At 64.0% G+C, this 25314-nt stretch carries 30 protein-coding genes; 12 read left to right on the top strand and 18 right to left on the bottom strand.

From position 1 onward, the window contains the following. Positions 1-77: 77 nt before the first annotated feature. The 3 genes from rplM to ybaL all read left to right on the top strand — a co-directional run bounded on the left by rplM (position 78) and on the right by ybaL (position 2886). The gene (rplM, locus tag GRI97_RS00490) at positions 78-557 is read left to right on the top strand and encodes a 50S ribosomal protein L13 (protein ID WP_161389205.1); all 480 of its coding nucleotides are present in this window, start codon (positions 78-80) and stop codon (positions 555-557) included. Continuing rightward, positions 557-1069: a 30S ribosomal protein S9 gene (rpsI, locus tag GRI97_RS00485; RefSeq protein WP_161389204.1), complete on the top strand. Its 513-nt coding sequence runs from the start codon at positions 557-559 to the stop codon at positions 1067-1069. The genes rplM and rpsI overlap by 1 nt, the downstream gene beginning before the upstream one ends. Before the next feature lie 164 nt (positions 1070-1233). Beyond that, positions 1234-2886, top strand: coding sequence for a YbaL family putative K(+) efflux transporter (ybaL, locus tag GRI97_RS00480; RefSeq protein ID WP_161389203.1), 1653 nt, complete (start codon positions 1234-1236; stop codon positions 2884-2886). A gap of 4 nt (positions 2887-2890) precedes the next feature. Here the strand turns inward: ybaL and GRI97_RS00475 are convergent, their stop codons facing one another. The 4 genes from GRI97_RS00475 to GRI97_RS00460 all read right to left on the bottom strand — a co-directional run bounded on the left by GRI97_RS00475 (position 2891) and on the right by GRI97_RS00460 (position 7495). Next, positions 2891-5350 (bottom strand): serine/threonine-protein kinase, encoded by a 2460-nt coding sequence (locus GRI97_RS00475; protein ID WP_161389202.1) that lies wholly within the window; start codon positions 5348-5350, stop codon positions 2891-2893. Positions 5351-5476: 126 nt separating this feature from the next. Further along, positions 5477-6322 carry a metallophosphoesterase family protein gene (locus GRI97_RS00470; protein ID WP_235917553.1) on the bottom strand — a complete coding sequence of 282 codons (846 nt, stop codon included), beginning with the start codon at positions 6320-6322 and terminating at the stop codon, positions 5477-5479. A 1-nt stretch (position 6323) separates the two neighbouring features. Continuing rightward, positions 6324-7217 (bottom strand): diacylglycerol/lipid kinase family protein, encoded by an 894-nt coding sequence (locus tag GRI97_RS00465; RefSeq protein ID WP_161389200.1) that lies wholly within the window; start codon positions 7215-7217, stop codon positions 6324-6326. Between the two features lie 11 nt (positions 7218-7228). Next, positions 7229-7495: a hypothetical protein gene (locus tag GRI97_RS00460; protein ID WP_161389199.1), complete on the bottom strand. Its 267-nt coding sequence runs from the start codon at positions 7493-7495 to the stop codon at positions 7229-7231. 222 nt (positions 7496-7717) lie between these two features. On the opposite strand from GRI97_RS00460, the gene GRI97_RS00455 reads away from it, so the two are divergent. Beyond that, positions 7718-8023, top strand: a complete 306-nt coding sequence (locus GRI97_RS00455) for a UrcA family protein (RefSeq protein WP_161389198.1) — start codon at positions 7718-7720, stop codon at positions 8021-8023. A 123-nt stretch (positions 8024-8146) separates the two neighbouring features. Here the strand turns inward: GRI97_RS00455 and GRI97_RS00450 are convergent, their stop codons facing one another. The 3 genes from GRI97_RS00450 to GRI97_RS00440 form a co-directional block, all read right to left on the bottom strand. After that, on the bottom strand, positions 8147-8887 hold the full coding sequence (locus GRI97_RS00450; protein WP_161389197.1) for a LytR/AlgR family response regulator transcription factor: 741 nt from the start codon (positions 8885-8887) through the stop codon (positions 8147-8149). Beyond that, complete coding sequence (locus GRI97_RS00445; protein WP_161389196.1) at positions 8887-10182, bottom strand: sensor histidine kinase; 1296 nt, start codon at positions 10180-10182, stop codon at positions 8887-8889. The genes GRI97_RS00450 and GRI97_RS00445 overlap by 1 nt, the downstream gene beginning before the upstream one ends. 95 nt (positions 10183-10277) lie before the next feature. Further along, positions 10278-11804, bottom strand: a complete 1527-nt coding sequence (locus GRI97_RS00440; RefSeq protein WP_161389195.1) for a fumarate hydratase — start codon at positions 11802-11804, stop codon at positions 10278-10280. Between the two features lie 143 nt (positions 11805-11947). On the opposite strand from GRI97_RS00440, the gene GRI97_RS00435 reads away from it, so the two are divergent. Genes GRI97_RS00435 through GRI97_RS00420 form a run of 4 tightly spaced genes read left to right on the top strand, consistent with a single transcriptional unit; the run spans position 11948 to position 14949 of the window. Then, positions 11948-12553 (top strand): protein-L-isoaspartate O-methyltransferase family protein, encoded by a 606-nt coding sequence (locus tag GRI97_RS00435; protein ID WP_328598464.1) that lies wholly within the window; start codon positions 11948-11950, stop codon positions 12551-12553. 2 nt (positions 12554-12555) lie between these two features. Then, positions 12556-14007 (top strand): TolC family outer membrane protein, encoded by a 1452-nt coding sequence (locus GRI97_RS00430; RefSeq protein WP_161390730.1) that lies wholly within the window; start codon positions 12556-12558, stop codon positions 14005-14007. Between the two features lie 32 nt (positions 14008-14039). After that, entirely contained in the window at positions 14040-14561 is a 522-nt protein-coding gene (locus GRI97_RS00425; RefSeq protein WP_161389194.1) for a DUF2497 domain-containing protein, read from the top strand. Positions 14562-14583: 22 nt separating this feature from the next. Next, complete coding sequence (locus GRI97_RS00420) at positions 14584-14949, top strand: (2Fe-2S) ferredoxin domain-containing protein (protein ID WP_161389193.1); 366 nt, start codon at positions 14584-14586, stop codon at positions 14947-14949. A gap of 61 nt (positions 14950-15010) precedes the next feature. Here the strand turns inward: GRI97_RS00420 and GRI97_RS00415 are convergent, their stop codons facing one another. Then, complete coding sequence (locus GRI97_RS00415; protein ID WP_161389192.1) at positions 15011-15301, bottom strand: hypothetical protein; 291 nt, start codon at positions 15299-15301, stop codon at positions 15011-15013. 109 nt (positions 15302-15410) lie between these two features. Here GRI97_RS00415 and GRI97_RS00410 point away from each other — a divergent pair, with 109 nt between their 5' ends. The 4 genes from GRI97_RS00410 to GRI97_RS00395 are packed head-to-tail and all read left to right on the top strand — an operon-like array spanning position 15411 to position 18340. Then, positions 15411-15839: a CBS domain-containing protein gene (locus tag GRI97_RS00410; protein ID WP_161389191.1), complete on the top strand. Its 429-nt coding sequence runs from the start codon at positions 15411-15413 to the stop codon at positions 15837-15839. Positions 15840-15884: 45 nt separating this feature from the next. Then, positions 15885-16217 carry a HesB/IscA family protein gene (locus GRI97_RS00405; protein ID WP_161389190.1) on the top strand — a complete coding sequence of 111 codons (333 nt, stop codon included), beginning with the start codon at positions 15885-15887 and terminating at the stop codon, positions 16215-16217. 11 nt (positions 16218-16228) lie between these two features. Next, a complete protein-coding gene (gene xth / locus GRI97_RS00400; protein WP_328598463.1) occupies positions 16229-17014 on the top strand; it encodes an exodeoxyribonuclease III in 786 nt (261 codons plus the stop codon). Positions 17015-17068: 54 nt separating this feature from the next. Further along, complete coding sequence (locus GRI97_RS00395) at positions 17069-18340, top strand: SEL1-like repeat protein (RefSeq protein ID WP_235917552.1); 1272 nt, start codon at positions 17069-17071, stop codon at positions 18338-18340. 236 nt (positions 18341-18576) lie between these two features. On the opposite strand, the gene GRI97_RS00390 is transcribed toward GRI97_RS00395, so the two are convergent. The 10 genes from GRI97_RS00390 to GRI97_RS00345 form a co-directional block, all read right to left on the bottom strand. Next, positions 18577-19233: a cell wall hydrolase gene (locus GRI97_RS00390; RefSeq protein ID WP_235917551.1), complete on the bottom strand. Its 657-nt coding sequence runs from the start codon at positions 19231-19233 to the stop codon at positions 18577-18579. A 207-nt stretch (positions 19234-19440) separates the two neighbouring features. Next, positions 19441-19782, bottom strand: coding sequence for a DUF1491 family protein (locus GRI97_RS00385; RefSeq protein ID WP_161389186.1), 342 nt, complete (start codon positions 19780-19782; stop codon positions 19441-19443). 14 nt (positions 19783-19796) lie between these two features. Further along, a complete protein-coding gene (locus tag GRI97_RS00380; RefSeq protein ID WP_161389185.1) occupies positions 19797-20273 on the bottom strand; it encodes a PaaI family thioesterase in 477 nt (158 codons plus the stop codon). A gap of 29 nt (positions 20274-20302) precedes the next feature. Continuing rightward, positions 20303-20764 (bottom strand): PTS sugar transporter subunit IIA, encoded by a 462-nt coding sequence (locus GRI97_RS00375; protein WP_161389184.1) that lies wholly within the window; start codon positions 20762-20764, stop codon positions 20303-20305. A 119-nt stretch (positions 20765-20883) separates the two neighbouring features. Then, positions 20884-21447: a ribosome hibernation-promoting factor, HPF/YfiA family gene (gene hpf / locus GRI97_RS00370; RefSeq protein ID WP_161389183.1), complete on the bottom strand. Its 564-nt coding sequence runs from the start codon at positions 21445-21447 to the stop codon at positions 20884-20886. 59 nt (positions 21448-21506) lie between these two features. After that, on the bottom strand, positions 21507-22208 hold the full coding sequence (gene dnaQ, locus GRI97_RS00365; RefSeq protein WP_161389182.1) for a DNA polymerase III subunit epsilon: 702 nt from the start codon (positions 22206-22208) through the stop codon (positions 21507-21509). Between the two features lie 60 nt (positions 22209-22268). Then, on the bottom strand, positions 22269-22859 hold the full coding sequence (coaE, locus tag GRI97_RS00360) for a dephospho-CoA kinase (protein ID WP_161389181.1): 591 nt from the start codon (positions 22857-22859) through the stop codon (positions 22269-22271). Continuing rightward, on the bottom strand, positions 22856-23758 hold the full coding sequence (gene aroE / locus GRI97_RS00355; RefSeq protein WP_161389180.1) for a shikimate dehydrogenase: 903 nt from the start codon (positions 23756-23758) through the stop codon (positions 22856-22858). Before aroE ends, coaE begins: the two co-directional genes overlap by 4 nt. Continuing rightward, positions 23755-24333 (bottom strand): Maf family protein, encoded by a 579-nt coding sequence (locus tag GRI97_RS00350; RefSeq protein WP_161389179.1) that lies wholly within the window; start codon positions 24331-24333, stop codon positions 23755-23757. Before GRI97_RS00350 ends, aroE begins: the two co-directional genes overlap by 4 nt. Further along, positions 24330-25175, bottom strand: coding sequence for a pyruvate, water dikinase regulatory protein (locus GRI97_RS00345; protein ID WP_161389178.1), 846 nt, complete (start codon positions 25173-25175; stop codon positions 24330-24332). The genes GRI97_RS00350 and GRI97_RS00345 overlap by 4 nt, the downstream gene beginning before the upstream one ends. Between the last annotated feature and the right edge of the window lie 139 nt (positions 25176-25314).

Here is a 25314-nt window from a genome sequence, read left to right as displayed (position 1 = left end):
ATCTGCGCGCATCCCGTGCTGCCGGAGCGAATCCGGCGCATGAAAGATTCGAACGCACAGCCAAGGAAACACAGGCCATGAAGGCGCTGAGCACACAGACCCGGTCTATCAAGCCGGCCGAGGTCGAAAAGAACTGGCATCTGATCGATGCGGAAGGGCTGGTCGTTGGCCGCCTCGCTTCGATCGTCGCCAACATTCTGCGCGGCAAGCACAAGCCAAGCTACACCCCGCATGTCGATTGCGGTGATCACGTCGTGATCATCAATGTCGAAAAGGTGAAGTTCACCGGCAACAAGCTGAAGCAGCAGACCTATTACAAGCACACCGGCTATGCCGGCGGCATCAAGGAAGTGACCGCAGACAAGGTTCTGGCCGGTCGTTTCCCGGAACGCGTGCTGGAAAAGGCTGTGGAACGCATGGTTCCGCGCGGCCCGCTCGGCCGTCAGCAGATGAAGGCACTCCACCTCTACGCCGGCTCCGAGCATCCGCATGACGGGCAGCAGCCCCAGGTGCTCGACGTCGCTTCGATGAACCGCAAGAACAAGGCAGCCAAGTGATGGCAGACGAAACCAACACCGTGTCCGATCTCGCGGGCCTCAAGGACCTGGACCTGACCACCGACGCAGCTGCAACCAGCACGCCGACCCCGTCGGCTCCGCTGCGCGAACAGGAAATCGATTCGCTGGGCCGCGCCTATGCAACCGGCCGCCGCAAGGACGCCGTTGCCCGCGTGTGGATCAAGCCGGGTTCGGGCAAGGTCATCGTGAATGGCCGTGATCAGACCGTCTATTTCGCCCGTCCGACCCTGCGCCTGGTGATCAACCAGCCGTTCCAGGTCGCAGAACGCGAAGGCCAGTACGACGTGATCGCCACCGTCAAGGGCGGCGGTCTGTCCGGCCAGGCCGGTGCCGTGAAGCATGGCATCAGCCAGGCTCTCGCCAAGTTCGAACCGGCCCTGCGCAGCGCCGTCAAGGCCGCCGGCTTCCTGACCCGCGACAGCCGCGTCGTCGAACGTAAGAAGTATGGCCGTGCGAAGGCACGCCGCAGCTTCCAGTTCTCGAAGCGCTGATTGATCTTTCCGCCACGGGCTGCCAGCCAGCCCGCATTGGAAAATCAGACAATGGGGGCGGTCCTGCGGGGCCGCCCTTTTTGCATCTGCCGCATTTGCCGATTCTCCGGCGTTGACCCGCAGGCCCACGTGGCTGAACATGCGGCAACGACAAGGGAGAGCGAATGCCGCATCATACGCCGCTCATCGGAACGATTGTCGCCGGCCTGGTCATGGCGTTCATCATGGGCGCGATTGCCCAGCGGATGCGAGTGTCGCCGGTTGCCGGCTATCTGCTGGCCGGGGTGATCGTCGGCCCCTACACCCCCGGATTCGTGGCCGATGCGGCGCTGGCCAATGAACTGGCCGAACTGGGCGTGATCCTGCTGATGTTCGGCGTGGGGCTGCATTTTTCCCTGCGGGATCTGCTGTCGGTCAAGAATATCGCCGTCCCCGGCGCCATGCTGCAGATCGCCGTGGCGACCGTGCTGGGCCTGGCGCTGGCGCTCTATCTGGGCTGGTCGGTCGGCGCAGGGCTGGTGTTCGGCCTGGCACTGTCGGTGGCCAGCACGGTGGTGCTGCTGCGCGCCCTGCAGGCCCGCAATCTGGTCGAAACCCAGCGCGGGCGGATTGCCGTTGGCTGGCTGATCGTTGAAGATCTGGCCATGGTGCTGGCGCTGGTGCTGCTGCCGGCGCTGGCGGGGATTTCCCGGGGCCAGGCCGATCTCAACGCGCTGATCCAGGTGCTGGGCATCACCCTGCTGAAGGTCGGCGGTTTCATCGCGCTGATGCTGATCGTCGGGCGGCGGATCATCCCCGGGGCGCTGCACTGGGTGGCGCATACCGGATCACGCGAACTGTTCCGCCTGGCCGTGCTGTCGATCGCGCTGGGCGTGGCCTTTGGCGCGGCGATCGTGTTCGATGTTTCCTTTGCCCTGGGCGCATTCTTTGCCGGGATGATCCTGGGCGAGACCCAGCTGAGCCGCCGCGCGGCTGAAGAAACCCTGCCGCTGCGCGATGCCTTTGCGGTGCTGTTCTTCGTATCGGTCGGCATGCTGTTCGATCCGCATGTGGTGGTGGAACAGCCTGGCCCGGTGGCCGCGACGGTGCTGATCATCGTGGTGGGCAAATCGCTGGCCGCCTATGGCATCGTCCGCGCCTTCGGCCATGACAACACCACCGCGCTGATCGTTGCCGCCAGCCTGGCCCAGATCGGGGAGTTTTCCTTCATTCTGGCGGGCCTGGGAATGAATATCGGCCTGTTGCCCGAAGCAGCGCATGATCTGATCCTGGCCGGGGCGATCTTTTCCGTTCTGGCCAACCCCTTCATCTTCACCGCTGTCGCCGGCCGGTTGAATGCGGTCCGCAAGGTGGCCGATGCCGCCGCCGCCGAACGGGAAGCCATGCGCCAGCGCGAAAGGCGCGAACATGTGATCCTGATCGGCCATGGCCGGGTGGGCCGGCTGATCGCGGAAGGCGCGGGCAACAGGGGCAGGGCGCTGGTGGTGATCGAGGAACAGGCAGATTTCGCGCGCGATGCACAGGACGCCGGGCGGGATGTGGTGATCGGCAATGGCAGCAGCCCGCATGTGCTGGAAGAAGCGGGCATTCACGATGCCAGCAAGCTGATCATCGCCATTCCCGCCGGTTTCGAAAGCGGAGCGATTGCCGAACACGCCCGGCGGCTGAATCCGGACATCATGATCTTTGCCCATGCCCATTCCGATGATGAAGTGATCTATCTAAAGAAGGTCGGGGCCAACCACGTGATCATGGGTGAAAAGGAAATTGCCCGCACCATCCTGGCGCTGGCGGCAACCGCCCCGCAGCCGGGCTGATCGATCATTCGACCAGCGGCGTCAGAGCGGAAGCCGGCGCGCCCTTGCGGCACAGTTCCAGATTTGCCTGAACATTGCGGACCCGCTGTTCCACAAAGCCGAGCACCTTGTCGCGCCGGACCAGTTCTTCGAACAGCTGTTGCGCGTTGGCGAAATGGGTGCAGGCCAGCTTCACATCATCAGCCCGCAGCGCGAAACCGGCCAGCATGCCATGGGCAATCACCAGCCGGTTGAGCGCCGGCGCCTTCCGATCGCTGCCCAATGCCGTTTCCAGTTGGGCGATCACCGTGCGTTGCAGCGCGATCGCTTCGGCGAATTTGCCCTGATCGGTCAACGCATGCGCCTGGGCACTGCGGACATTGGCAGAAAACGATCGGATCGACCGATCCTGCGGTTCGAGCAGCACCAGCCGGTCGATGGTGGAACGCGCGATATCGAGGAAATTGTCCGCATCGCGGGCCATGGCGGGTGAAGAGCTGGCCGCGCCGTGGCCGGTATAGGCCGACCAAGCGAGCTGGAACAACAGCTGCGGATCATTGGGCAATTGCCGATCCAGCTGCTGCAGCCGTTGCACCGATGCATTTTCCCGCGCGACGGCACCGGTCAGATCATCGGTGATATAGCCGACCAGACCGCGATAATAATCCGCCAGCGCATGATCGAATTCCGCAGTCATTCTGTCCGCCGCTTTTATGGTGGCTGGCACCGGCCGGGTCGTGACATCGCGATCCAGCGCATCGGCCAGCCGGGTCAGCTGCTCCACATCTTCCGCCAGCAGGGCCAGTTCCAGTTCGACATGGCGGGTGCGGCGCTGGGCAGAAAACCAGGCTTCCCCCCGTTCCCCCGCCGGAACATCGGCCAGCCCGGCCAGCGCCAGCTGCAACCGTTCACCTGCCGCCGCCGTATCGCTGTCCGAATGGGCCAGGATCATCGCCAGGCTGGACAGCGCCTCTGCCCGGGCCGCAGCCTGCCGGCCACCGCCGATGGCCGGATCATCGAGCAGGCGGATCGCCTGCAGCAGATTCGTGCGCGCAGTTTCATTATCCCCGAAATTGGGTGATCCCGGCACACCCTGAACGCGGGCAAGGCGGATCAGCCCGTCAGCCGCATCGGCCTTCACATCAGGCGCGGCATTTTCGGTTGCCGCCAGCGCCAGCAGATAGGCCTGTGCCCGTTCCACCAGTGCCCGGCGGGCGCTGATATTGCCCACGGTGCGTGCCAGCTGTTCTTCCAGATCGAAGATCATGAAGCCGGCCAGGCTGCGCAATTCGCCAAACCGGCGCGCTTCCTGCCGGGCGGCTTCTTCCGCACGGTACCACGACCATGCCGTTACCCCGGTGGCGACCAGAATCAGGGCGAGGGCGGTGGACGATGCCGCCACCAGCAGCCGGTTGCGCGCGACAAAGCGCCGCACCAGATAAAGCTTCGTCTGCGGCATGGCCGACACCGGTCGCCCATCCAGCAGCGCATCGATGTCGCCGATCAGCGCATCAGCGGTGGGATAACGATCGGCCGGATCTTCGGCCGAAGCCCGCGCGATGATGGCGGAGATTTCATCGCCCCGCGCACCACGCCCCTTGCCAGCACCGGTATCGGGAAACAGCGCCGCCAGCAGCTTGCCCAGCGAATAGATGTCGACCGAGGTCGAAATATCCGCACCGGTCAGCCGTTCGGGCGCCGCATAGCCGGGGGTGAGGGTCAGATTCTGCAGCGCCGGCGCATCCTGCACGCCCGCCATCTCACCGACCAATGCCCTGGCGCCCATCACCCCGTCATCAGGGCGCATCAGTTCCACGGGGCGGGCGATTCCGAAATCGATCAGCTTGGCACGCCCATCCACCACCAGGATGTTGGAGGGGTTGATATCGCGATGAACGATCAGATGCCCATGGGCGAAGGCCACGGCCGATGCGATCTGCCGGAACATGGCCAGCCGTTCTCCACGAGACGGCGCCTGATCGATCGCCCAGTCGCGCAGAGTGGTCCCAGCCAGAAATTCCATCACGATATAGGGCGAACCATCCTCGGTCTCCCCGCCATCGAACAGCTGGGCGATATGCGGATGGCTCAGTTCGGCCAGGATCTGCCGTTCCGCGCGGAAGCGTTCGACCAGCCGGTCGGACAGCAGGCCCGGCTTGATCACCTTGACCGCCACCTTGTGACGGAAATCATCCTGATCACGTTCGGCGCGATAGACCGAACCCATGCCTCCGCGCCCGATCCGTTCGATAATGCGATAGGCGCCGATCCGCGCCGGCAGCGGAGCCTCTTCTATCTCATCGACCGCACCGCCGGTGCGCAGCGAACCCGATGCTTCTGCCCGAAGAAGGGTTTCCACCCGGGCGCGCAGCGCCGGATCGGCGCCACATTGCTCGGCGATCCAGCCTGCACGCTGATGGTCGGGTATTTCCAGCGCCTGTTCGAACAGGCGCAGCGCATCACGTTCAACAGCGATATCGGTCATGCCTGGCCCCGCTGCCCTGCGCGAATTCCCTGGCCCCGCGCAGAGCCCCCTTCAGCACAGCATGATGCTGCGCCGGATCAGACTGTGTGCCTTTGCCGACTGTGGGACAAGTCCCATGGCAGAGGATCAGTGAACCGGCGGATCGATTGCGGGAACATTGCCTACTGGTGCCACGGGCTCATCCGGGCTGCGCGGGGGCAGCGCATCGGGCGGTACATCCGAAATCTGCATTGCAGGTGTGGGCACATGTTCCAGATTGCGCGCCTTTACGGTCAGCACGTCCCCATCCCAACGCAATTCGTTGAAACTGGGCGGGGTCGAGCGCACACGCTGCGACAGCGTGCCAGCGCCGATCATCCGAACCGGCCCATGCGGCGTGTCTTCCATCAGATCGAAGGGATCATGCACATGGCCGCTGAGGACGCCCAGCACCTGCCTTTCCGCCAGTTCAGCCAGCGCCCGATTGCCATTGCGCGTCAGCGCCGTGCCGCGCGTGCCGACTTCGCGCAGCGGGTGATGGACCGCAACCAGCACCTTCGTGCCAGCAGGCAAGGCATCGATCGCGGCAAGACAGCGCCGTAGTGACGCGCGCGAGACCCAGCCCTTCGACCAATTGAGTCGAGGTTGCCAGCGGCAGACGGTCTTCAGCGGAATGATGGCCAGCCCGGGAAGATCGATTTCCCGCTCGATCCGGTCGGAAATGGCCTCAAACCGCCGGTATGGATCGAAGAAGCGCTCGATCAGGTTGAAATAGGGCAGGTCATGATTGCCCACCCCGATCGTCACCGGCGCATCCAGGCTGTTGATCCAGCGGCAGGCCGCATCAAATTCACGGTGCCGCGCGCGCATGGTCAAATCACCGGTGATCGCCACTGCGTCAGGCTGCTTTTCCGCGATTTCACGCCGGGCCCAATCCAGCGCCTGCTGGTCGGCCAGCCCGAAATGGATGTCGGAGAGGTGATAGAGAAGCATGCTAGGTGTCATTCCCCTGGGTCGCCAGCAGATCGACTTCGCAACTGACCAGCACGAATTCCATCGCACCAGCCGCTTCCGCCGGCTCACCATCCAGCAACAGGCCGAAGGCCTGGCCATCGGTCACCGCAAGCTGGATATGATTGAGTCGCCCGAGATCCTCTCGCGGACCTTCGCGGAAATTGCGCCGCAGCAGGGCCCAGGTCTGTTCCAGAAATGCGCCTGCGGTATCCGAATAGAAGCCTTCGACCAGCATGCCGCCATCCTCTGGCGTCAGCATGATCAGCGGATAGCCCTCACGACGGCCGAGCTGGGGCTGCTGGCAGAGGATCGGCGCTCCGCTGAAGGTTTCACCAATCGCCAGCGCCGCACTGTTGGCCATGGCCACCAGCGCGACATCGCGCATGGCTTCCCGAACCTGGTTCCAGCTCGTGCCCGGCCCCGCCATCAGCCCCGCCAGCGCATCGCCGGATGGACAACGGATGACAGACGGACGGCGACGCGAAACTGCCCCGCTGGCCACCGCGCGGATCGTTTCATCGGGCGTGCGCTGCCCGTGCAGCCGATGATAGAGCAGATTCATCGTCCCGCCCGGCAGGATCAGCACCGCGCCATTCCAGCCATAGAGCGAGGTGACCAGCCGGTTGATAGTGCCATCGCCGGCAAAGATTGCGACCAGATCGATCTGCGCAGCATCCAGCAGGGCCGGGTCGGGCAATTCCTGCGCCGGGAACACCGTGCGGTGGGCGATCTGGAAACCGGCATCCTGGAAACTCTGTTCCAGCGCGGCCAGCGTAGCGGCATCATTGCTGCCGCTGGCCGCATTGTTGATCAGCCAGATCCGCCTGCCCGGGTCCGGCACCGGCGTCGGGCCGGCAGCTATCATCGTCGCCATTGTTCTTCCTGCTAAACCCGATTGGACAGAATCAGCCACGCGCTGAACCCGTTGGCCAGCGAATAGATCAGATAGGCGAAGCCCCAGCCGGACTGGCCATCGGCCACCAGCCACAGCGCCACCACCAGTACCAGAAACTCCACCACCATGCTGAACGTTCCAGCACGTCCGCCGGCCAGCCAGGGAACCTTCGCCAGCATCGGATGCCCGCTTTCCAGCACAGCCTTGTGCAGGGCAAAATTGCCGATTCCGAGCAGTGCGGTGAAGAATAGCGGCATGGCGCTGCACAATGTCGCAATGTTCGTCGATTGACAAACGCTGTTCAGCGGGCGGCGACAACCATTCGTCCTGACCCCGTTTCCTTCGTCGAACGACACCCGGCCGCGATCGAAGCCGGCAGGAAACCGGCGGGCAACCGGGCTACTTCTCCTCCTGCGCCGCGGCCCAATGCAGTCCCACAGGGCCGCGGCGCAACCCGAAGGTTGAGGAGGAGAACCACCATGATTGCCAAGAAATTCGCACTGATCCCTGCATTCGCCGCCGCCGTGCTGTCCACCGCCATGATCGCCACGCCGGCCGCCGCCGAAACGGTCCGGGTTACGCACGCCGATCTGGATCTGAACACGATCGAAGGCCAGCAGAAGCTGCAGCAGCGCGTCGATGGCGCCATCCGCCGGATTTGCCTGTTCGATGACCAGGGCCGCCTGAGCAATGCCTATGTCACCCAGGCCTGCACCCGCCAGATCCGCGCAGAAATGACCCCCAAGGTCGCTGCCCTGATCGAAAACAGCCGCCTGGGCGGATAAGCCCCGCACGGGCATGGCAGAGCCCATGCCCTCGACAGGCAGAATGAATGCTCAACGCGGGCGCCCTGACCGGGCGCCCTGTTTTTTGTGAAGCACCCGGCGCCGGATAAGGCACCGCCGCGATTACCGCCCGGTCATGCCCTTGACCTTGCGCAGATAGGTGCGCCCGATCCGCAGCGTATCGCCATTGTCGAATTCGACCGACCACACCCCCAGCCCTTCATGCCGCAGCCCGCGAATGCAGTCCCGCCGGAGAATGGTGGACCGATGGATGCGGATGAACTGCTGCGGATCCAGCCGGGCTTCCAGGCTGGCGATCGTCTGCAGCATCAGATAGCTGCGATCCTGCACATGCAGGCGGACATAGTCGCGCTCCGCATCGATCCGGTCGACCTGCGCCGCCTCAATCCGCAAGAGTTCGGAACGGTGCGGCACCCAGAACTCGCTGAGCCAGTCGCTGCCCGATTCCACCGCCACCCGATCATGCCGGCTGACCGCGCGTTCGACCGCGCGTTCCAGCCGTTCGACCGCGACCGGTTTCAGCACATAATCGACAGCATCCAGATCGAACGCCTCGACCGCGAAATTGTCATGCGCGGTGACGAAGATCACCGCCGGGGGATTGGTCCGCCGTGCCAGCTGTTTGGCCACCTGCAGTCCGTCCATGCCCGGCATGGTCATGTCGAGCAGCACCAGATCCGGCTTCAGCTTTTCGGCCAGCCGCAGCGCCGCCTCCCCATCGCTGGCCGTGCCGATCACCGACAGCTGATCAATCTCCGCACACAGCACCTGCATGCGTTCGATCGCGAGCGGTTCATCGTCGACAATCAGCGTGCGCAGGGCAGGTCCATTGTCTCCAGCCATCAGCCATCCTCCTTCTGATCGATGATCGGCAGCCGCAGGATCGTGGCGTAGCCATCCTCCGTCGGGCCGCACACTAGGCTGGCGGCATCGCCAAAGCGCGCCTCCAGCCGTTCGCGCACATTGGCCAGGCCAATGCCATGACCGGCATGGCTGCTGGTGCCATCATTGCCCTGGGTGCCTGGCCCATTGTCGGCCACCGTCACCACCAGCCGATCATATTCTTCCCGCGCGGACAGGGTGATGGTGATCTGGTCCGACGAATTGGCCACCGCATGCTTGACCGAATTTTCCACCAACGGCTGCAGGATCATTCCGGGAACGCGGAAATTCTCCAGCTCTGCCGGCAGATGATAATCCGCACGCAGGCGATGGGGGAAGCGCACCTCTTCGATATCCAGATACATCTTCTGCACCGCGAATTCTTCGCGCAGCGGCACATCGGCCGTGGGATCATCGGCCAGGCTGCGGCGATAAAAGGTGCTGAGCGTCTGGATCATCCGTTCCGCAGCCTGATTCTTTCCCGTCAGCACCAGGGCCGACAGCGAATTGAGCGTGTTGAACAGGAAATGCGGATTGACCTGATAACGCAGGCTGCGCAGTTCCGCCGCCTTGGCCGCGCGGCGGAATTCGCCTTCGCGCCGTTCGGCCGCGCGCGCCTTTTCCCCGGTGACCAGCGCCAGATAGAGCGCGCACCAGGCCAGCATCATGAAATAGCGGCCAAAGGCGACCTCTGTCAGCTGTTGCCAGGATGATCCCTGCAGCGAGCTGGTGTTGAAGGTGATCGAGCTGGTGCGCCCGGCAGGTTCGCCTGCTGCGGCATCGGGCTGTTCATCCGCCACGCCATCCAGCTCGATACCGGGAACCTCGATCAGGATTTCCCCGCTTTCGCTGCGATGCGCGCTGTAACCCTGCTGTTCCACCAGCCGTTCGATGTAGCGATCGGCCATGTCGGCAAAGGCCAGCTGATTGGCCTGGGCGATCAGCACCGCCGCCGGCGCCGACAGCAGCAGCGCCGCCGCAATCTTGGACCACAACGGTCGCCCGTCGAACAGCCGCAACAACACCCACAGGCCCAGGGTGATGGCAATGCCCGCCGCCGATGCAGCCGCACGGCGCCACAGCATTTCATGGGCGAAACCGATTTCCTGAATATCCCACCGCAGGGTGGTGAGCAGGAAATAGCAGACCCACAGGCCGACGATGGAGGCCAGCACCGTGGGGAACGGCACATGTGCGACAGAACCCGGCGCAACAGAGCCTGGGCCAACAGAAGCGGAAGAACGGCGAAAATCCATTCACCGCCCTCTAGCGGGCTTTGCCCTGCTCGCACCAGCCCGGCAATCGACGCGAATCGCCGCTTGGTCGATTGCGCGAGTGGTGCAGCCTTTCATCAGGCGTCGAGCAGCAGCCCTTCGGTGGCGATCTTTTCCCGCCATTTCTGCGGCGCCAGCGTGTGGACATTGTTGCCTTCGCTGTCGACGGCAACGGTCACCGGCATGTCTTCGACCCGGAATTCATAGATCGCTTCCATGCCCAGATCCTCGAAACCGACGACCTTGGCTTCCTTGATCGCCCGCGCCACCAGATAGGCCGCGCCGCCGGTCGCCATCAGATAGGCAACCTTGTGCCGGGCGATCCCGGCGACGGTGGCCTGGCCGCGTTCGGCCTTGCCGATCATCGCCAGCAGGCCGAGATCGAGCATGGTATCGGTGAACTTGTCCATCCGCGTGGCCGTGGTCGGGCCAGCCGGGCCAACCACTTCTTCCTGCACCGGATCGACCGGGCCGACGTAATAGATCGCCCGGCCGCGGAAATCGACCGGCAGGGATTCGCCCTTGGCCAGCATATCCTGGATCCGCTTGTGCGCGGCATCGCGGCCGGTGAGCATATGACCGTTGAGCAGCAGGCGATCGCCATGCTTCCAGCTCTGCACCTCTTCAGCGGTCAGCGTATCGAGATCCACCCGGCGCGCGCTGCTGTCAGGCTTCCAGTGAACATCGGGCCACTGATCGAGCTTGGGGGTTTCCAGATAGCTGGGGCCAGAGCCGTCCAGAGTGAAATGCGCATGGCGGGTGGCGGCGCAATTGGGGATCATCGCCACCGGCTTGCCTGCGGCGTGGCAGGGCCAGTCGAGAATCTTGACGTCGAGCACGGTGGACAGGCCACCCAGCCCCTGCGCGCCGATGCCCAATGCGTTGACCTTGTCGAAGATTTCGATCCGCATCGCTTCGATATCGTTCTGCGGGCCGCGCTGTTTCAACTGGCCCATGTCGATCGGTTCCATCAGGCTCAGCTTGGCCAGGCGCACGCAATGTTCGGCTGTACCACCGATGCCGATGCCCAGCATGCCCGGCGGGCACCAACCGGCGCCCATGGCCGGAATCTGTTCCAGCACCCAGTCGACGATATTGTCACTGGGATTCATCATCTTGAACTTGCTCTTGTTTTCGCTGCCGCCGCCCTTGGCTGCGACATCGACATGCACCTTGTCGCCCGGCACCATTTCGACCGACAGCACGCAGGGCGTGTTATCGCGCGTGTTGCGGCGGGTGAAGGCTGGATCCGCCAGAATGGAGGCGCGCAGCTTGTTGTCAGGGTGGTTGTAGGCCTTGCGGACGCCATCATCGACCACGTCCTGCAGGCTGCGGCGCGATTCAAGTCGGCAATCCTGGCCCCATTTGATGAAGACGTTGACGATGCCGGTATCCTGGCACAGCGGCCGGTGCCCTTCGGCACACATGCGACTGTTGGTCAGGATCTGCGCAATCGCATCCTTGGCCGCCGGGCCCTGTTCCGCATCATAGGCATCGCCCAGCGCGCGGATGAAATCCATCGGATGGTAATAGGAAATGAACTGCAGCGCATCGGCAACGCTTTCGATCAGATCATCCTCGCGAATGGTCACCATGTCGCTCATCGAACCAGCACTCCTTCCTGTCGAACGCAAATCGCCTTGGCCTGCCTGAACGCTATGGTCAAAGCACTTGGCCAAACCGGCGGTTCCGCCTAAGGCTGCGCGGCCCCCGGCGGCAAGAGATTTAGTCGACAAGAGAGTGTAGTGTGACGACAGTGGAGCAACGGCCCAGCGCCGGTTACGAACTCGCCCGCAAGGCCATGGTCGACAGCCAGCTTCGCACCAGCGGCGTCAATGCCGAATTCGTGCTGCAGCGCATGGGCGTTGTGGCACGGGAAGACTTCGTCCCCTCCATCGCCCGTGGCATTGCCTATATCGACCGCGCCATCGCGCTGGACGGCGGCCGCCAGCTGGCCGCACCGGTCGTGCAGGGCCGGATGTTGCAGGAAGCCGCCCCGAACAAGGCCGATCGCGCCCTGCTGGTGGATGGCGGCAGCGGCTATCTCGCCGAACTGTTGCGCCCGCTGGTGCAGACTCTGGACGTCGTGTCCCCCGAACAGGCGTTGGCTGCCGATACGCCCACTGGTGATTATTCGCTGGTGCTCATCGATGGCGCCGTAGAACAGCTGCCCGCCGCACTGGCCGCGCGCATCGCCGATTCCGGCCGGATCGTGACCGGCCTGGTGATCAACCGGATCACCAGCGTGGCGATCGGGCGCAAATCCGGTGCGACGATATCGCTGCTTCCGGTGATCGAGATGGGTATTCCCGTGCTCGCCGAGTTCAACCTGCCCAAGGGGTGGAGTTTCTGATCATGCGCCTGCCGGTGTTGAGCAGGGCGGCGCTGGCCGGGACGATGATCCTGGCCGCCATGCCCGCCTCTGCCAAGACCCTGCAGGAAGCCCTGGCGCAAGCCTATGAGGCCAATCCCACGCTGCAGGCCGCGCGGGCCCAGCAGCGCGCGACGGATGAGAATGTGCCGATCCAGCGCGCGGCCAGCCTGCCGAACCTGAGCGCTTCGGCCCAGCACACCGAATTCGTAAAGCAGAATTCCAACAGCTTCATCGCCCCGGATCGGACATTTTCCGCCGGGATCGATCTGACCGTGCCGATCTATTCCGGTGGCAGTGTCCGCAATGGTATTCTGGCTGCAGAAACGCGCGTGGGCGCAGGGCGGGCGGATCTGCGCGGATCGGAAAGCGCGATCTTCAACCAGGTCGTTGCCGCCTATATGGATGTGATCCAGAACGAAGCCATCGTGGGTCTGTCGGCCAACAATGTGCAGGTTCTTTCGGTCAATCTGCAGGCTACCAGCGATCGTTTCGAAATCGGTGATCTGACCCGCACCGATGTCGCCCAATCGGAATCACGGCTGGCGCTGGCACGGGGCGATCTGCGCACCGCCCAGGCCAATCTGCTGTCTGCGCGCGAACGCTTCATCCAGTTGGTCGGCAGCGCCCCGGACGCGCTGGCCCCGCCGCCGCCGCTGCCCGGATTGCCGATCGATGTCGATTCCGCCGTCAGCTTCGCGCTGGACCACAATCCGGACCTGCTGGCAGCCAAGGAACGCGCCATTGCCGCAGGTTACGATGTACGGATTGCCGGTGCCGGGCGATTGCCGACCGTGCAGCTGTTCAGCGGCGGCAGTTACAACAACAATCTGGGCACGCTGGGTTCGCTCGGCACCGGATTCGACGCGGTGCAGGTCACCACGGCGGCGCAGGCCGGCGTGCGCGCCACCATTCCGATCTTCCAGGGCGGCAGCGTGGCCGCGCGGCAGCGGCAGGCCCAGGCCCAGGAATCGGTCGCGCTGGAAAATATCGTGGTTTCCGAACGCAATACCATTGCCCAGGTGCGGTCATCCTATGCCAGCTGGCAGGCGGCCAATGCGATCATCGCTTCCAGCCAGGCCGCCGTCAGCGCGGCTGAGCTGAGTCTGGAAGGGCTGCGGGCGGAAAACACCGTGGGCAACCGCACCATTCTGGATATTCTGGACGGGCAGCAGGAATTGCTGCGCACCCAGGTCCAGCTGGTGACGGCGCGGCGCAATTCCTACGTCGCCGGGTTCACCCTGCTGGCCGCCATGGGCAAGGCCGAAGCACGTGACCTGGGACTGGAAGGAGATGTCGCGCTTTACGATCCGGAAGCCAATTACAACCGGGTGCGCAACATCATCTGGGACTGGTCGCGCGACCCCGCGCCGACCACCCAGTCGACGCGCACCGTTGACATCCCGGCGCAGGACGGGGAAGTTCAAGGGCCGTAGGTCCGGACAGGATCGGGGAATTCAGGGGCAGCATGCGACAGGATGGCGAACCGTCAGTCGAGGAAATCCTCGATTCAATCAAAAAGGTGATTGCACGGGACAACCGGGATTCGGCCCTGGCCGATCGCCAGCGTCGCCAGCCGATCGACCATGTCATCGCCATGGAACAGCCTGTAATCAGGGAAGAAGTTCCGGTGACGGAGACATCCGCCCCCCCCGTGGCCGATACCCCGGCCCCGGCCGAAGTTTCCGCCGATCCGGCCGGGGTGCTGGATCTTGAAGAGGAGGGATCGATCATCGCCGAAGAACCGCAACCCGGCCTGACCAATGACGCAGCGACGCGGTCGATGCGTGATTCGCTGGCGGCGCTGGCCATGCTGGCGGAGCCGGGGATGCCGCCGCAGATCGTGCGGTCGGGGGAAACCTCGCTCGAAGGATTGGTGCGGGAACTGATCCGGCCGATGCTGGCGCAGTGGCTGGATGACAATCTGCCCGAGATCGTGGAGCGGCTGGTTAAGGCCGAAATCACGAGAATCGCTCAGAAAAAGAGCTGATTTCCGGCCGTTTGGCCCCCCTATGACGGAACGCGAGATCGAAAAGGCGCAGCGGGCGCTGGCCACGGTGGGTGGCGGCGCTTCGGTGCGGCATATTTTCTTGTGCGCCCTGCCGGAGAAGGGCGAATGCTGCCGCCGCGAAACCGGCGAGCAGGCCTGGAAATATCTGAAAAAGCGGCTGAAAGAGCTGGGGCTGAGCGGCAAGGGCGGCATTCAGCGGACCAAGGCCGATTGCCTGCAGATCTGCGCCGCCGGGCCGATTGCGGTGATCTGGCCGGATCAGGTCTGGTACCACAGCTGCACCGAACCGGTGCTGGAACGGATCATTCAGGAGCATCTGATCGGCGGGGTGCCGGTGGAAGAATTCCGGCTTCATCCGGCCCGATAGGGTGCGCGCTGCCTGCGCACGGGAACGCGCTGCCTGCGCATGAACGCGCCTGGCCTGCGCATCAGCGCTGTTCGTCGTCATCCTTTTCGGTCACGGATTCATCGTGCCCGGTGCCGCTGGACAGGAACACCAGCCCCATCAGGGCCGACATCAGCAGCATCGAAAAACTGATGCCGAGCGCGGTGGCGATGAAGAAGTGGACCGAGACCATGCCCACTTCGCGATACATCATGACCAGCGCGACGATCACCACCACGGTGGTGACGCCGAACATCAGCATCATCAGCCGCTTGTAGCGCGCCCATGCATGGGCAGCCATCTTGGGATCGTCGAGGGGGGATCGGCCAGCCATGCGGGCGACCATGCCCGCCCGGGGCGCGATTGGCAACGGCGGCACGCGGCACCGGTGGCCAGGGCGATCCGAGTGTGACATAATATTGCTGTTAACTGGGAGAATGATGATGACGATTGCCCGCATCCTCGCCAATCGCGACCGCCCGGTCATCAGCTGCACGCCGAAGCACAGCGTGCTGGATGTCGCCCGCATGCTGGCCGAGCACCGGATCGGTGCCATGCCGGTGGTCGACAACGGCGCAGTGTGCGGCATTTTTTCCGAACGCGACCTGTCTTATTGCGTGGCGCGCGACGGCGATGCAGCGCTCTATCGCGCCATTGGCGAGGTGATGACCACCCCGCCGATCACGGTCACCCCGGACACAACGGTCCTGGTGGCGCTGTCGCTGATGACGCGCCGGCGCATCCGCCATCTGCCGGTGGTCGAGAGCGGGCAGATGCTGGGTTTCATTTCCATCGGCGATCTGGTGGCCCATCGGATCGCGCTGATCGAAGGCGAGGCCCAGGCGATGCGCGAGTATATTCACAGCGCCTGATGGGAGATGCTTGAGCGGGACGGGGGGAGACCCTACATTCCCGTCATGGCCGACACCACACCCACCCTGACGCAAGCTGCCGCGGCACGTATCGACGCGATTGCCAAACGGCAGTCGAAACCCGCGATCCTGCGCCTGGCCGTGGAGGGCGGGGGCTGTTCCGGGTTCCAGTACAAGTTCGACCTGGCCGATACCGCTGAGGCGGATGACACGGTGAGCGAAACCGCCGGGGTGAAACTGGTCGTCGATCCGGTAAGCCTGGATCTGGTGGCCGGATGCGTGGTCGATTTTGTCGAATCGCTGGGCGGGGCCGCCTTCAAGGTGGAAAATCCGAACGCGGCCGCTGGTTGTGGTTGCGGATCGAGCTTCGGCATCTAAGAGTCCGCCGCGTGCGGATTGCAACCTACAACATCAACGGCGTCAAGGCACGCCTGCCCCGGCTGATCGAATGGCTGGAAGAACGCCGGCCGACGGTCGCCTGCCTGCAGGAAATCAAGAGCCAGGACGAAGGCTTCCCGATCGATGCCTTCGAGGCCATCGGCTACAAGGCGATCTGGCACGGCCAGAAGAGCTTCAACGGCGTCGCCATATTGGTGGATGGCGAGCAGCCGACCGAAGTGCTGCGCGGACTGCCCGGCGATGCTGACGACGATCACGCCCGGTATATCGAGGCCGATGTCGGCGGTGTGCGGATCGTGAATCTCTATCTGCCCAATGGCAACCCGCAGCCCGGCCCCAAATTCGATTACAAGCTGGCCTGGATGCAACGGCTGCGCACGCGCATGCAGGAGCTGCTGGCGGCCGAGATCCCCACCGTTGTGGTCGGCGATTTCAACGTCATTCCCGAGGACAAGGACGTCTGGTCCCCCAAGGCGATGGCCAATGATGCGCTGATGCAGCCCGAATCGCGCGATGCCTATGCCCGGCTGCTCAATGATGGCTGGACCGATGCCATCAACACGCTGAACCCGCGCGGCGGGGTGTGGACCTTCTGGGATTACCAGGCCGGCGGCTGGCAGCGCGATCACGGATTCCGGATCGATCATCTGCTGCTGTCTCCCCAATGCGCCGACCGCATGGTCGCCGCCGGGGTCGACAAGGAATATCGCGGGCGCGAGAAAGCCAGCGACCACACGCCGGTGTGGGTCGAGCTGCGCCCGGTCGGCGGGGCCTGACCCGCAGGGACAAGGATCACGACAATCGGGGGAGGCCGCGCCATGGCGGATGGGATGATGGGACGAATCCGGTTGTGGCCGATAATCCTGCTGCTGGCAGCCTTCCTGCCCGCAAGCGCGGCCTGGGCCGCCGATGACACGGGCGCGGAACTGTCGCCCCGTTATGTGCAGGCGGCCGAGGGCTGCGCCCGGGGCAATCAGAACAACTGCCTGACCGCGCTGATCAACTATGCCCGCGATGTTTCCAACGAGGATCTGGGCCCGGTCATCGCCATGCTGCGTCAGCATTGCACGGCCGAGGTGGTGACCGCCTGCTCGGCGCTGGCCGATGCCTATAAGCCGTTCAGCAACAGCTCCGTGGAAGGGAGCATCCAGGTCGGCATCAATGATCCGGTGAGGCGGCGTGAAGCGCTGAACATGGGCTGCGGGGCGGTGATCGCGACATACAACACCTGCGGCAGGCTGGCGGATCTGCTGGCAGAGGCTGGCGACCGCGCCGGGGCAAGCGCCGCCCATGAGCGGGCCTGCCGCTATGCGCGCAGCCTGGCCGATGCCGATCGCATCTATCTGTCGGATTGGGATTGTTACAACGCGGCCAAATATGCGCTGGCGGAAACCCGTGACTATGCCGTCGCACAGCGCGAGTTCACCATTGTGTGCTCTGGCGATACCGCCGGCCTTGCCCCCTATGGCTGCAAATATCTGGGCCGGATTTACGAAGGAGGGCTGGGGGTTCCGGCTGATCCGGATGCGGCGCGCGATTATTACGCGCAGTCCTGTTTCCACCCCAGGGCGGCGGATGCCGATGGCGAGGGGTGCCTGTTGTATGGCAAGCGCCTGATCGCGGACCGGCAACGCCCGGCGCTGCGTTCCGGCGATGTGGCAGAATCGGCCGGTCCGGGCACGCCGATTGCCCAGGCCGCGCTGGAGCAGGCATCGCGCGCGTTCCAGCGCGGCTGCGCCACCGATATCCCGCTGGCGTGCGAAGCCAATGAGGCGCTGTTGCAGCGCCAACTGGCGGGGGAATTGGGGTATCAGATCGCCCGCTGTTTCGTGCGCGCGCCCGGCGGGCCGGCCACGACCGCGCGCCAGTGCCGCGCGATCACACGGTTCCCCAATCATGAAGGGCGGACCGAGGATGCGGATTCGCTGAGCGAGACGATCTATGTCTGGCCCGACCAGGAACGCACCGTGCTGAGGCAGGATGGCGGACGCTGGCTGATCAATGGCCATGCTGCGGAAGGCCCGGCCCGGTCAGCCGGGTTCAATTGCTTCACCAATGTCACGACCAACCGCCAGTTCTGCGTGGAGAGTGTGGCGGGGTAGATTCCGGTGCCAGGCTGAGAGCGACCCCGGCCTTCGCCGGGGCGACGATGGGGGGCTGAGGTGCCGGGACGAAAGCTTGCCCCTGGATTCCCGCCTTCGCGGGAATGACGAATTAAAACAACAACTTGCCATCGTCATTCCCGCGTAGGCGGGAATCCAGTCAGCGCAATTTTTCGAAACGCGGATCGGCCCTGGCTTTCACGCGCGCCTTCGCCGGGGCGAGGTTATATCAAGATTCAGCGGTAGAAGATGTGGCTGTCGATCGTGGCGCGGGCGATCTTGCGGGCGGCCCAGGCTGGGCGGACGCGCTTGGCATGGAAGAACAGCGCGTCTTCCACTTCGCTGTCCCACAGTTCTTCATCGGCGATACGGGCAACCGCCTTGGCCAGGGTCCAGGCCGAAGAAGCCTGGTTGGGGCTGGGAATGCGACCGTTGCGGACGAAGGAGAACTGTCCGCGCTGGGTGACGACATCACAGTAATTGTCCGGGAACAATCCGGATTCGGCGCGGTTGATAATCACACGGGCCACAGCGAGCTGACCATCGAGCGGTTCGCCGCGAGCCTCGAAATAGACCGCCTGGGCCAGGCAGCGGACGTCCCCGCTCATATCACCGGCGGGGGGCATGGCACCGACGAGATCGTGCAGGCTGTCTGCGGTCTCGATGGTGTCGGAATCTTCATTGTCGGTTTCCGCCGTCGTTCCCACGGTTTCATCGGGGAGCGGCTGGACAACCTCCGAAGCGACAAAGCGGACCATGTTCTGGTCCAGGTCGATCGGCATCGCCTCTATCGAAGCGGCAGGTTCTGCACTCTGGGCAAAGGCCCCGGCGCCACCAAGGGCGAGCAGAGAAACAAGGGCCGTCGCGCCAATCGCGGCCCGCCTGAAAAACATCATTAGCAATTTAACTCAAGGCGGTTGGCGCCCCGTCGCAGGCTGGCGGTCATCTGCTGCGCAGATCGGGAGAAACCCCGATGACCCGGATCTCGGCCTGCCGGCCACCCCCCGTCTGCGCGACCGTCGCAATGGCAGACATGCCATCATGCGAAATCGTCTGCGCTGCTGGAGACAGCCCGGCAAATAGCTATAACATGTAACAAGTCAATCGCGGGTTCCCGACAACCCGATGAATCGTTCTGCATTGGCGATATCCAGTTCAACGATCCAGACATCGGGATCCTGTAACTGGCGCCGACTGCAATAATCCCAAAATTCCCGTGGATTTTCATAATCTTGGACCCGAATCACCGACCATGAGCGCGTGCCATCCGCCTGGGGCATGCGTTCGTAAAGTCGCGCGTCGCGGCCTTTTTCGCAACAAATGACAAGCAAGGTACCGGCATCGCGTTCACCTCTTGCGATGACGCTGGCAAAGCCGCCCGCGCTTTCCACCGCGCGCAGCAGGCCGCCCGCTTCGATATGGGCGGGCAGGCGCGTATCCATCGGGTCGAGTCCCTTCAGCCGCGCGTGCGGTAGCCGGCGAGGCTGGAGAGCGCGATGTGAGAGCGCATGAAGGTGCCGGTGCCGCGGCCGATTTCCTCGCCTTCTTCGTCGGTCAGATGGGCCTCTGCCACGAACACGCGCCGCTTGCCGCTGATCCAGCGCCCTTCGGCAATGACGGTTCCGCCACGGACCGGCTTGGTGAAATGGAGATTGAAGGCGGTGGTCAGCAGGAAACGGTCGGTGACCAGCGAATTGGCCGCATAGAAGGCCGCATCGTCGAGCATCTTGAAATAGATCGTGCCGTGCGCGGCATGGGCGGCATGGTACATGTCCGGGCTGACGGTGAAGCGGATCCGGGAATGGCCTTCGCCGACGATTTCCAGACGGGATTCGAACAGGCCATTGATCGGCGCGGAGGCGTAGAGCGATTCCAGCGCGCGGAAATGCAGCGCGGCTCCGCTGGCAGGCTGGGGCGGCAGATCGTCAGGCATGATTTTGGGCAGACGGCCGTTCGCCGCCGTCAGGCTGCGTCACGATCCGTGGCATTGGTCAGCAGGCCGAACAAAGCCTCTGCATCGGGCGCCTCGACCAGGGCATCGCGCACCTTTTCATCGCGCACCAGGCGTGAAATGGCGGCCAGCGCGTGCAGATGGGTTGCGCCGCTGTTTTCGGGGGACAGCAGACCGAACACCAGTTCGACCGGCATGCCGTCCGCCGCGTTGAAATCGGTCGGCTGGCGCAGCTTCAGCAGCGCGGTGACCGGACGGGCCAGGCCGGGGAATCGCGCATGGGGAATGGCCACGCCGCGCCCGAAACCGGTGCTGCCCAGATTTTCCCGCTCTTCCAGCCGTTCCAGCACAGCCGCAGCGTCGATATCCCAGCTTTGCGCGAAGATTTCGCTCAGCGCCCTGAAGATGGCGGGCTTGTCGCCAGGGTCGGCGATCTTGACCGCCTCGGGCTTGATCGAGAAAAGAGGGCTCATTGTCTGAAAATTTCGAACTCTAGTTTAGGGACTGGCCGGGGGGAGCCGGCAACCAGGGGCTGCCGGCCCATCCAGTCAGCGGGCAATGCCGCATCAGATGTGCATTGCCTGGCTTGCGATCAATGCGGTTCGACCCAGCCGATCATCCCGTCGTCGCGGCGATACACCATATTGTGCCGTCCCGTACCAGCATTTTTGAAAAACAGCGCATTGGTGTGATGCAGATCGAGCAGCATCACGGCGTCGGACACGCTGACTTCGGGAACATCGATGCGGGTTTCCGCGATCACGGGCGGTGCATCGGCGACCACTTCTTCTTCCGGTTCCTCGACCCCGAAGACGGTGTAGGCGGCATCTTCCGCCTTGGCGGCCTGGCTGGCCTGGGCGTGGCGATCGGTCAGGCGGCGCTTGTAGCGGCGCAGCTGCTTTTCCACCTTGTCGGCAGCCTGATCGAAGGCGACGTGAACATCCTGCGCCTGGCCGCTGCTCTTGAGAATGAGGCCCTGGTTGACGTGCAACACGATATCGCAGGCGAACGCGTTGGCCGGTGCCTTGCCGAAAGTGATGGCAGAGGAAAGCGCTCGGCTGAAATACTTATCGCAAATTCCGGTGATACGATCCGTGGCATGTTCCTGCAGTGCAGAGCCGGTGTCCATCTGATGGCCGGAAACGCGAATGTCCATGAGCAATGCTCCCATTTTTGGTTTTGGATCTCTGGTTCAACGCAGAATTCTCTACAAAGTCAGTTACTCCAGAGTGGAGAGTTCAACGTTTCAACAAAGCTTTTGTGCCGTGCGATCTCCGCCTCGCTGGCCTGATGCGGGCGGGGCACCCGCACGACCCGCGTCCCGGCGGCGACCAGGCTGATCTGGGGTTCGAGGTCTGCACTGCCATTGTGCGATCCTATATCGGCGCCGAGAGAAAAGCCGATCTGGCGCCCGCCGGTGAGTTCGACATAGACCTGCGCGAGCAGTTCGGCATCGAGCAGCGCGCCGTGCATCACCCGGTGGCTGCGATCGATGCCGTAGCGCGAACACAGCGCATCGAGCGAATGCTTGGCTCCGGGATGCCGCCGGCGGGCCAGCACCAGCGTGTCGATCATCCGGTCGAGCCCGACCGCCGGGTGGCTGCACAGGCCCAGTTCGTGATTGAGAAAGCCGAAATCGAATTGCGCATTGTGCGCCACCAGCGGGGAATCGCCGATGAATTCGAGCAATTCGAGGACCCGGACCGAAAACAGCGGCTTGTCCGCCAGAAAGGCATCACCCAGCCCATGCACCCGTTCCGCTTCGAACGGCATGGTCCGCTGCGGATTGAAATAGGCGTGGAAATGGTTGCCTGTGGCAATCCGGTTGACCAGCTCGATGCAGCCGATTTCAACCATGCGATCACCACTGGCAGGATCTAGCCCGGTGGTTTCCGTATCGAACACGATCTCGCGCATGAGCTTACTATCCTGCCTTGTCCGCCAGATGACAAGACCGGATGCGCTGGACAAATTGCCTCACCCGGTCAGCCGTTCCACCAGCGCCCGGACCTGCGCTTCGGTTTCGGCCAGCGATACGCCTGTATCGATGACATGATCGGCCCGGCGGCGCTTTTCCGCGTCGGGCAGTTGCAATGCCAGAATGCCGGCGAAGCGATCGGGCGTCATGCCCGGCCGGGCCAGCACCCGTTCGCGCTGAGTCGCGGCCGGGGCGGAGACCACGGCAATCGCATCGACATGTTCGGCGCCGCCCTTTTCAAACAAGAGCGGGATATCGAGCACCACCAGTGGCCGATCGGCATGATCGGCCAGGAAAGCAGCCCGCGCGGCCGCCACTGCAGGATGCACGATGGCTTCCAGCCGGGCGAGGGCGGCGGGATCATCGAACACCAGCGCGCCCATGGCGGCGCGATCAAGCCCTTGCGGACCGACGGTCCCCGGAAAGGCGGCGGCGATGGCGGGCAGCAATTCGCCGCCCTTGCCCTGCATCAGCCGAACCTGGGCATCGGCATCGAACACCGGCACGCCGAGTCGGACGAACATGCCGGCCACGGTCGATTTGCCCATGCCGATCGAGCCGGTCAGGCCCAGAATCAGACCCGGTTTCAAGGCTGGCTGGGCGCGGTCAGCAGGCGGCGCAACTCGCTGTCCCCATCCTGGCGCAGCGGCGCCTGACCGAAGAAGCGTTCGAAGGCTTCGGCCGCCTGGCCGATCAGCATGGACAGGCCATCGACCGTGGGCAGGCCCGCCGCGTGCGCCTGTTGCAGCAGCGGCGTATCGAGCGGATGGGTGACGATATCATAGACCACGCTGCCGGGCGGGGCGTGAGTCAGATCGAAAGCCAGCGGGGGCTGGCCGGCCATGCCGAGCGGGCTGGCATTGACGATGACATCGAAACAGCCATGCCGATCATCGAAGGCGAAATCGGTCGGCTGGGCAAAATGGGCAATGTCGACAGCATGGTGTTCGCCGCCGGGATCGAGTTCATCAAGCAGCGCCCGTGCCTTCGCCGGATCGCGCCCGGCCAGCACGATCACGACATTTTCCGCCGCCAGCGCGGCGATGATCGCCCGCGCCGCGCCGCCGGTGCCGAGAATCCGGGCCATGCGGAACAAATGGGTGGTGGCCAGATGCGGCCGCAGCGGTTCGAGAAAGCCGCCGGCATCGGTGTTGTATCCGGTCAGCGTGCCGTCATCGGCGCGCACCACGGTGTTCACCGCACCGATCCGCCGCGCCAGCGGATCGAGCCGGTCGAGCAGCGGGATGATCGCCTGCTTGTGCGGCATGGTGACATTGCAGCCGCGCCAGTCCGCATCCTGCCGAACGCGGGCGATGTAATCGGGCAGTTCATCCGGGTGGACGTGGCAGCGGCGATATTCGGCATCGATGCCGAGACCGGCGATCCAGAAATTGTGGATCGCAGGCGATTTGGACTGGGCGATCGGATCACCGATCACCTCTGCATAGGGTTTCCCGGGCACATACGGGCGATCCGAATTGGCGTTCATTGCGGCAGTTCCCCCAGATCGCGCAGCGCGCCGAGCACGGCCAGCAGCGGCATGCCCAGGATGGTGAAGTGATCGCCGCCGATGCGATCGAACAATTGCACCCCCATCGCCTCTATCCGGAAAACCCCGACCGTGTAGCCGACCTCCGGCCATTCGGCGGCGAGGTAGCCTTCGATGAAATCATCGCTGAGCGTGCGGACATGCAGCAGCGCGCTGTCGCGATGCTGCCAGACGATGGCGCCATCGCGCGCGAGCGCCGCGCCCGAATGCAATTCCATCAGTTGGCCGGAAAAGAACCGCAGATGTTCGGCCGCTTCGTCGCGGTTGCCCGGCTTGTCGAAACGGCGACCGTTGCACACCACCAGGGAATCGCTGCCCAGCACCAACCGGCCCGGCGCATCGACCGCCAGCGCCTTGGCCCTGGCCAGCGCCTCTGCAATCTCACCCGCAGAGGATGGCGGCAGGGCCGATTCCACCGCGCGTTCGTCGATCGCCGCCGGCCGGGCTTCGAAAGCCACGCCGGCAGCCGACAGCATCGCCTTGCGGGAGGCGCTTTGCGAGGCGAGCACGATCATATCGGACGGATTCCTGCCGGTGCAGCGCTGCCCTGCGCCTTGCGTTCGTTGAACAGGCGCATGATCGCGGCTGCGGTTTCCTCGATCGAGCGACGGGTCACGTCGATCACCGGCCAGCCATTGTCGGCAAACATGCGGCGGGCAAAGGCGAGTTCGCGTTCCACCCTTTCCTGATCGACATAGGATGTTTCGTTCATTTCATTGAGCGAGAGCAGGCGGTTGCGGCGGATCTGGATCAGGCGTTGCGGTGCGGTGGTCAGCCCGACGATCAGCGGCCGTCGCAGATCGAACAGCAGCGGCGGCGGCGGGCTTTCCACGACCAGCGGAATATTGGCGACCTTGTAGCCGCGATTGGCCAGATAGATGCTGGTCGGCGTCTTGGAACTGCGCGACACGCCCGCGAGCAGAATGTCAGCCTCTTCCCAGTCTTCCCAGGCCAGGCCATCGTCATGGGCAATGGTGAAATGGATCGCATCGACCCGCGCGAAATAGGCATCATCCAGGGCGTGCTGCTTGCCCGGGCGCCCCTTCGCCTGTTGCCCCAGCCGGTCTTCGAGCGCGGCGGTGACGGCATCGAGCGCAGCGACATGGGGCAGGCCAAGCAGGCGGCAGCGTTCTTCCAGCGCGGCGCGGGTTTCCGGATTGACCAGCGTGTAGAGCACCAGGCCGGGATTGGCGGCCAGTTCTTCCATGATCCGGTCCAGATGCTGGAGCGAGCGGACCATGGGCCAGAAATGGCGTATGACCTCTGCATTGTCGAACTGTGCCAGCGCCGCTTTCGCCAGCATTTCCAGCGTTTCGCCGGTAGAGTCCGACAGGAGGTGGAGATGGAGTGCAGCCATGTGGATAAACCGCAGCATAAACCACGGGACAAGCATGGGGACAAGATCAGGGACAGGATGCATCCCCGTTTCCCGGGATTCCGCCCAGCGCTCCATCGACAGGCCTGCCGGTTTATCGACAGGCTGGGGATAATGGGGA

Source organism: Croceibacterium xixiisoli (assembly GCF_009827305.1).
In the GTDB taxonomy this organism is placed as follows: domain Bacteria; phylum Pseudomonadota; class Alphaproteobacteria; order Sphingomonadales; family Sphingomonadaceae; genus Croceibacterium_C; species Croceibacterium_C xixiisoli.
This window is presented reverse-complemented; position numbering and strand designations above follow the sequence as displayed.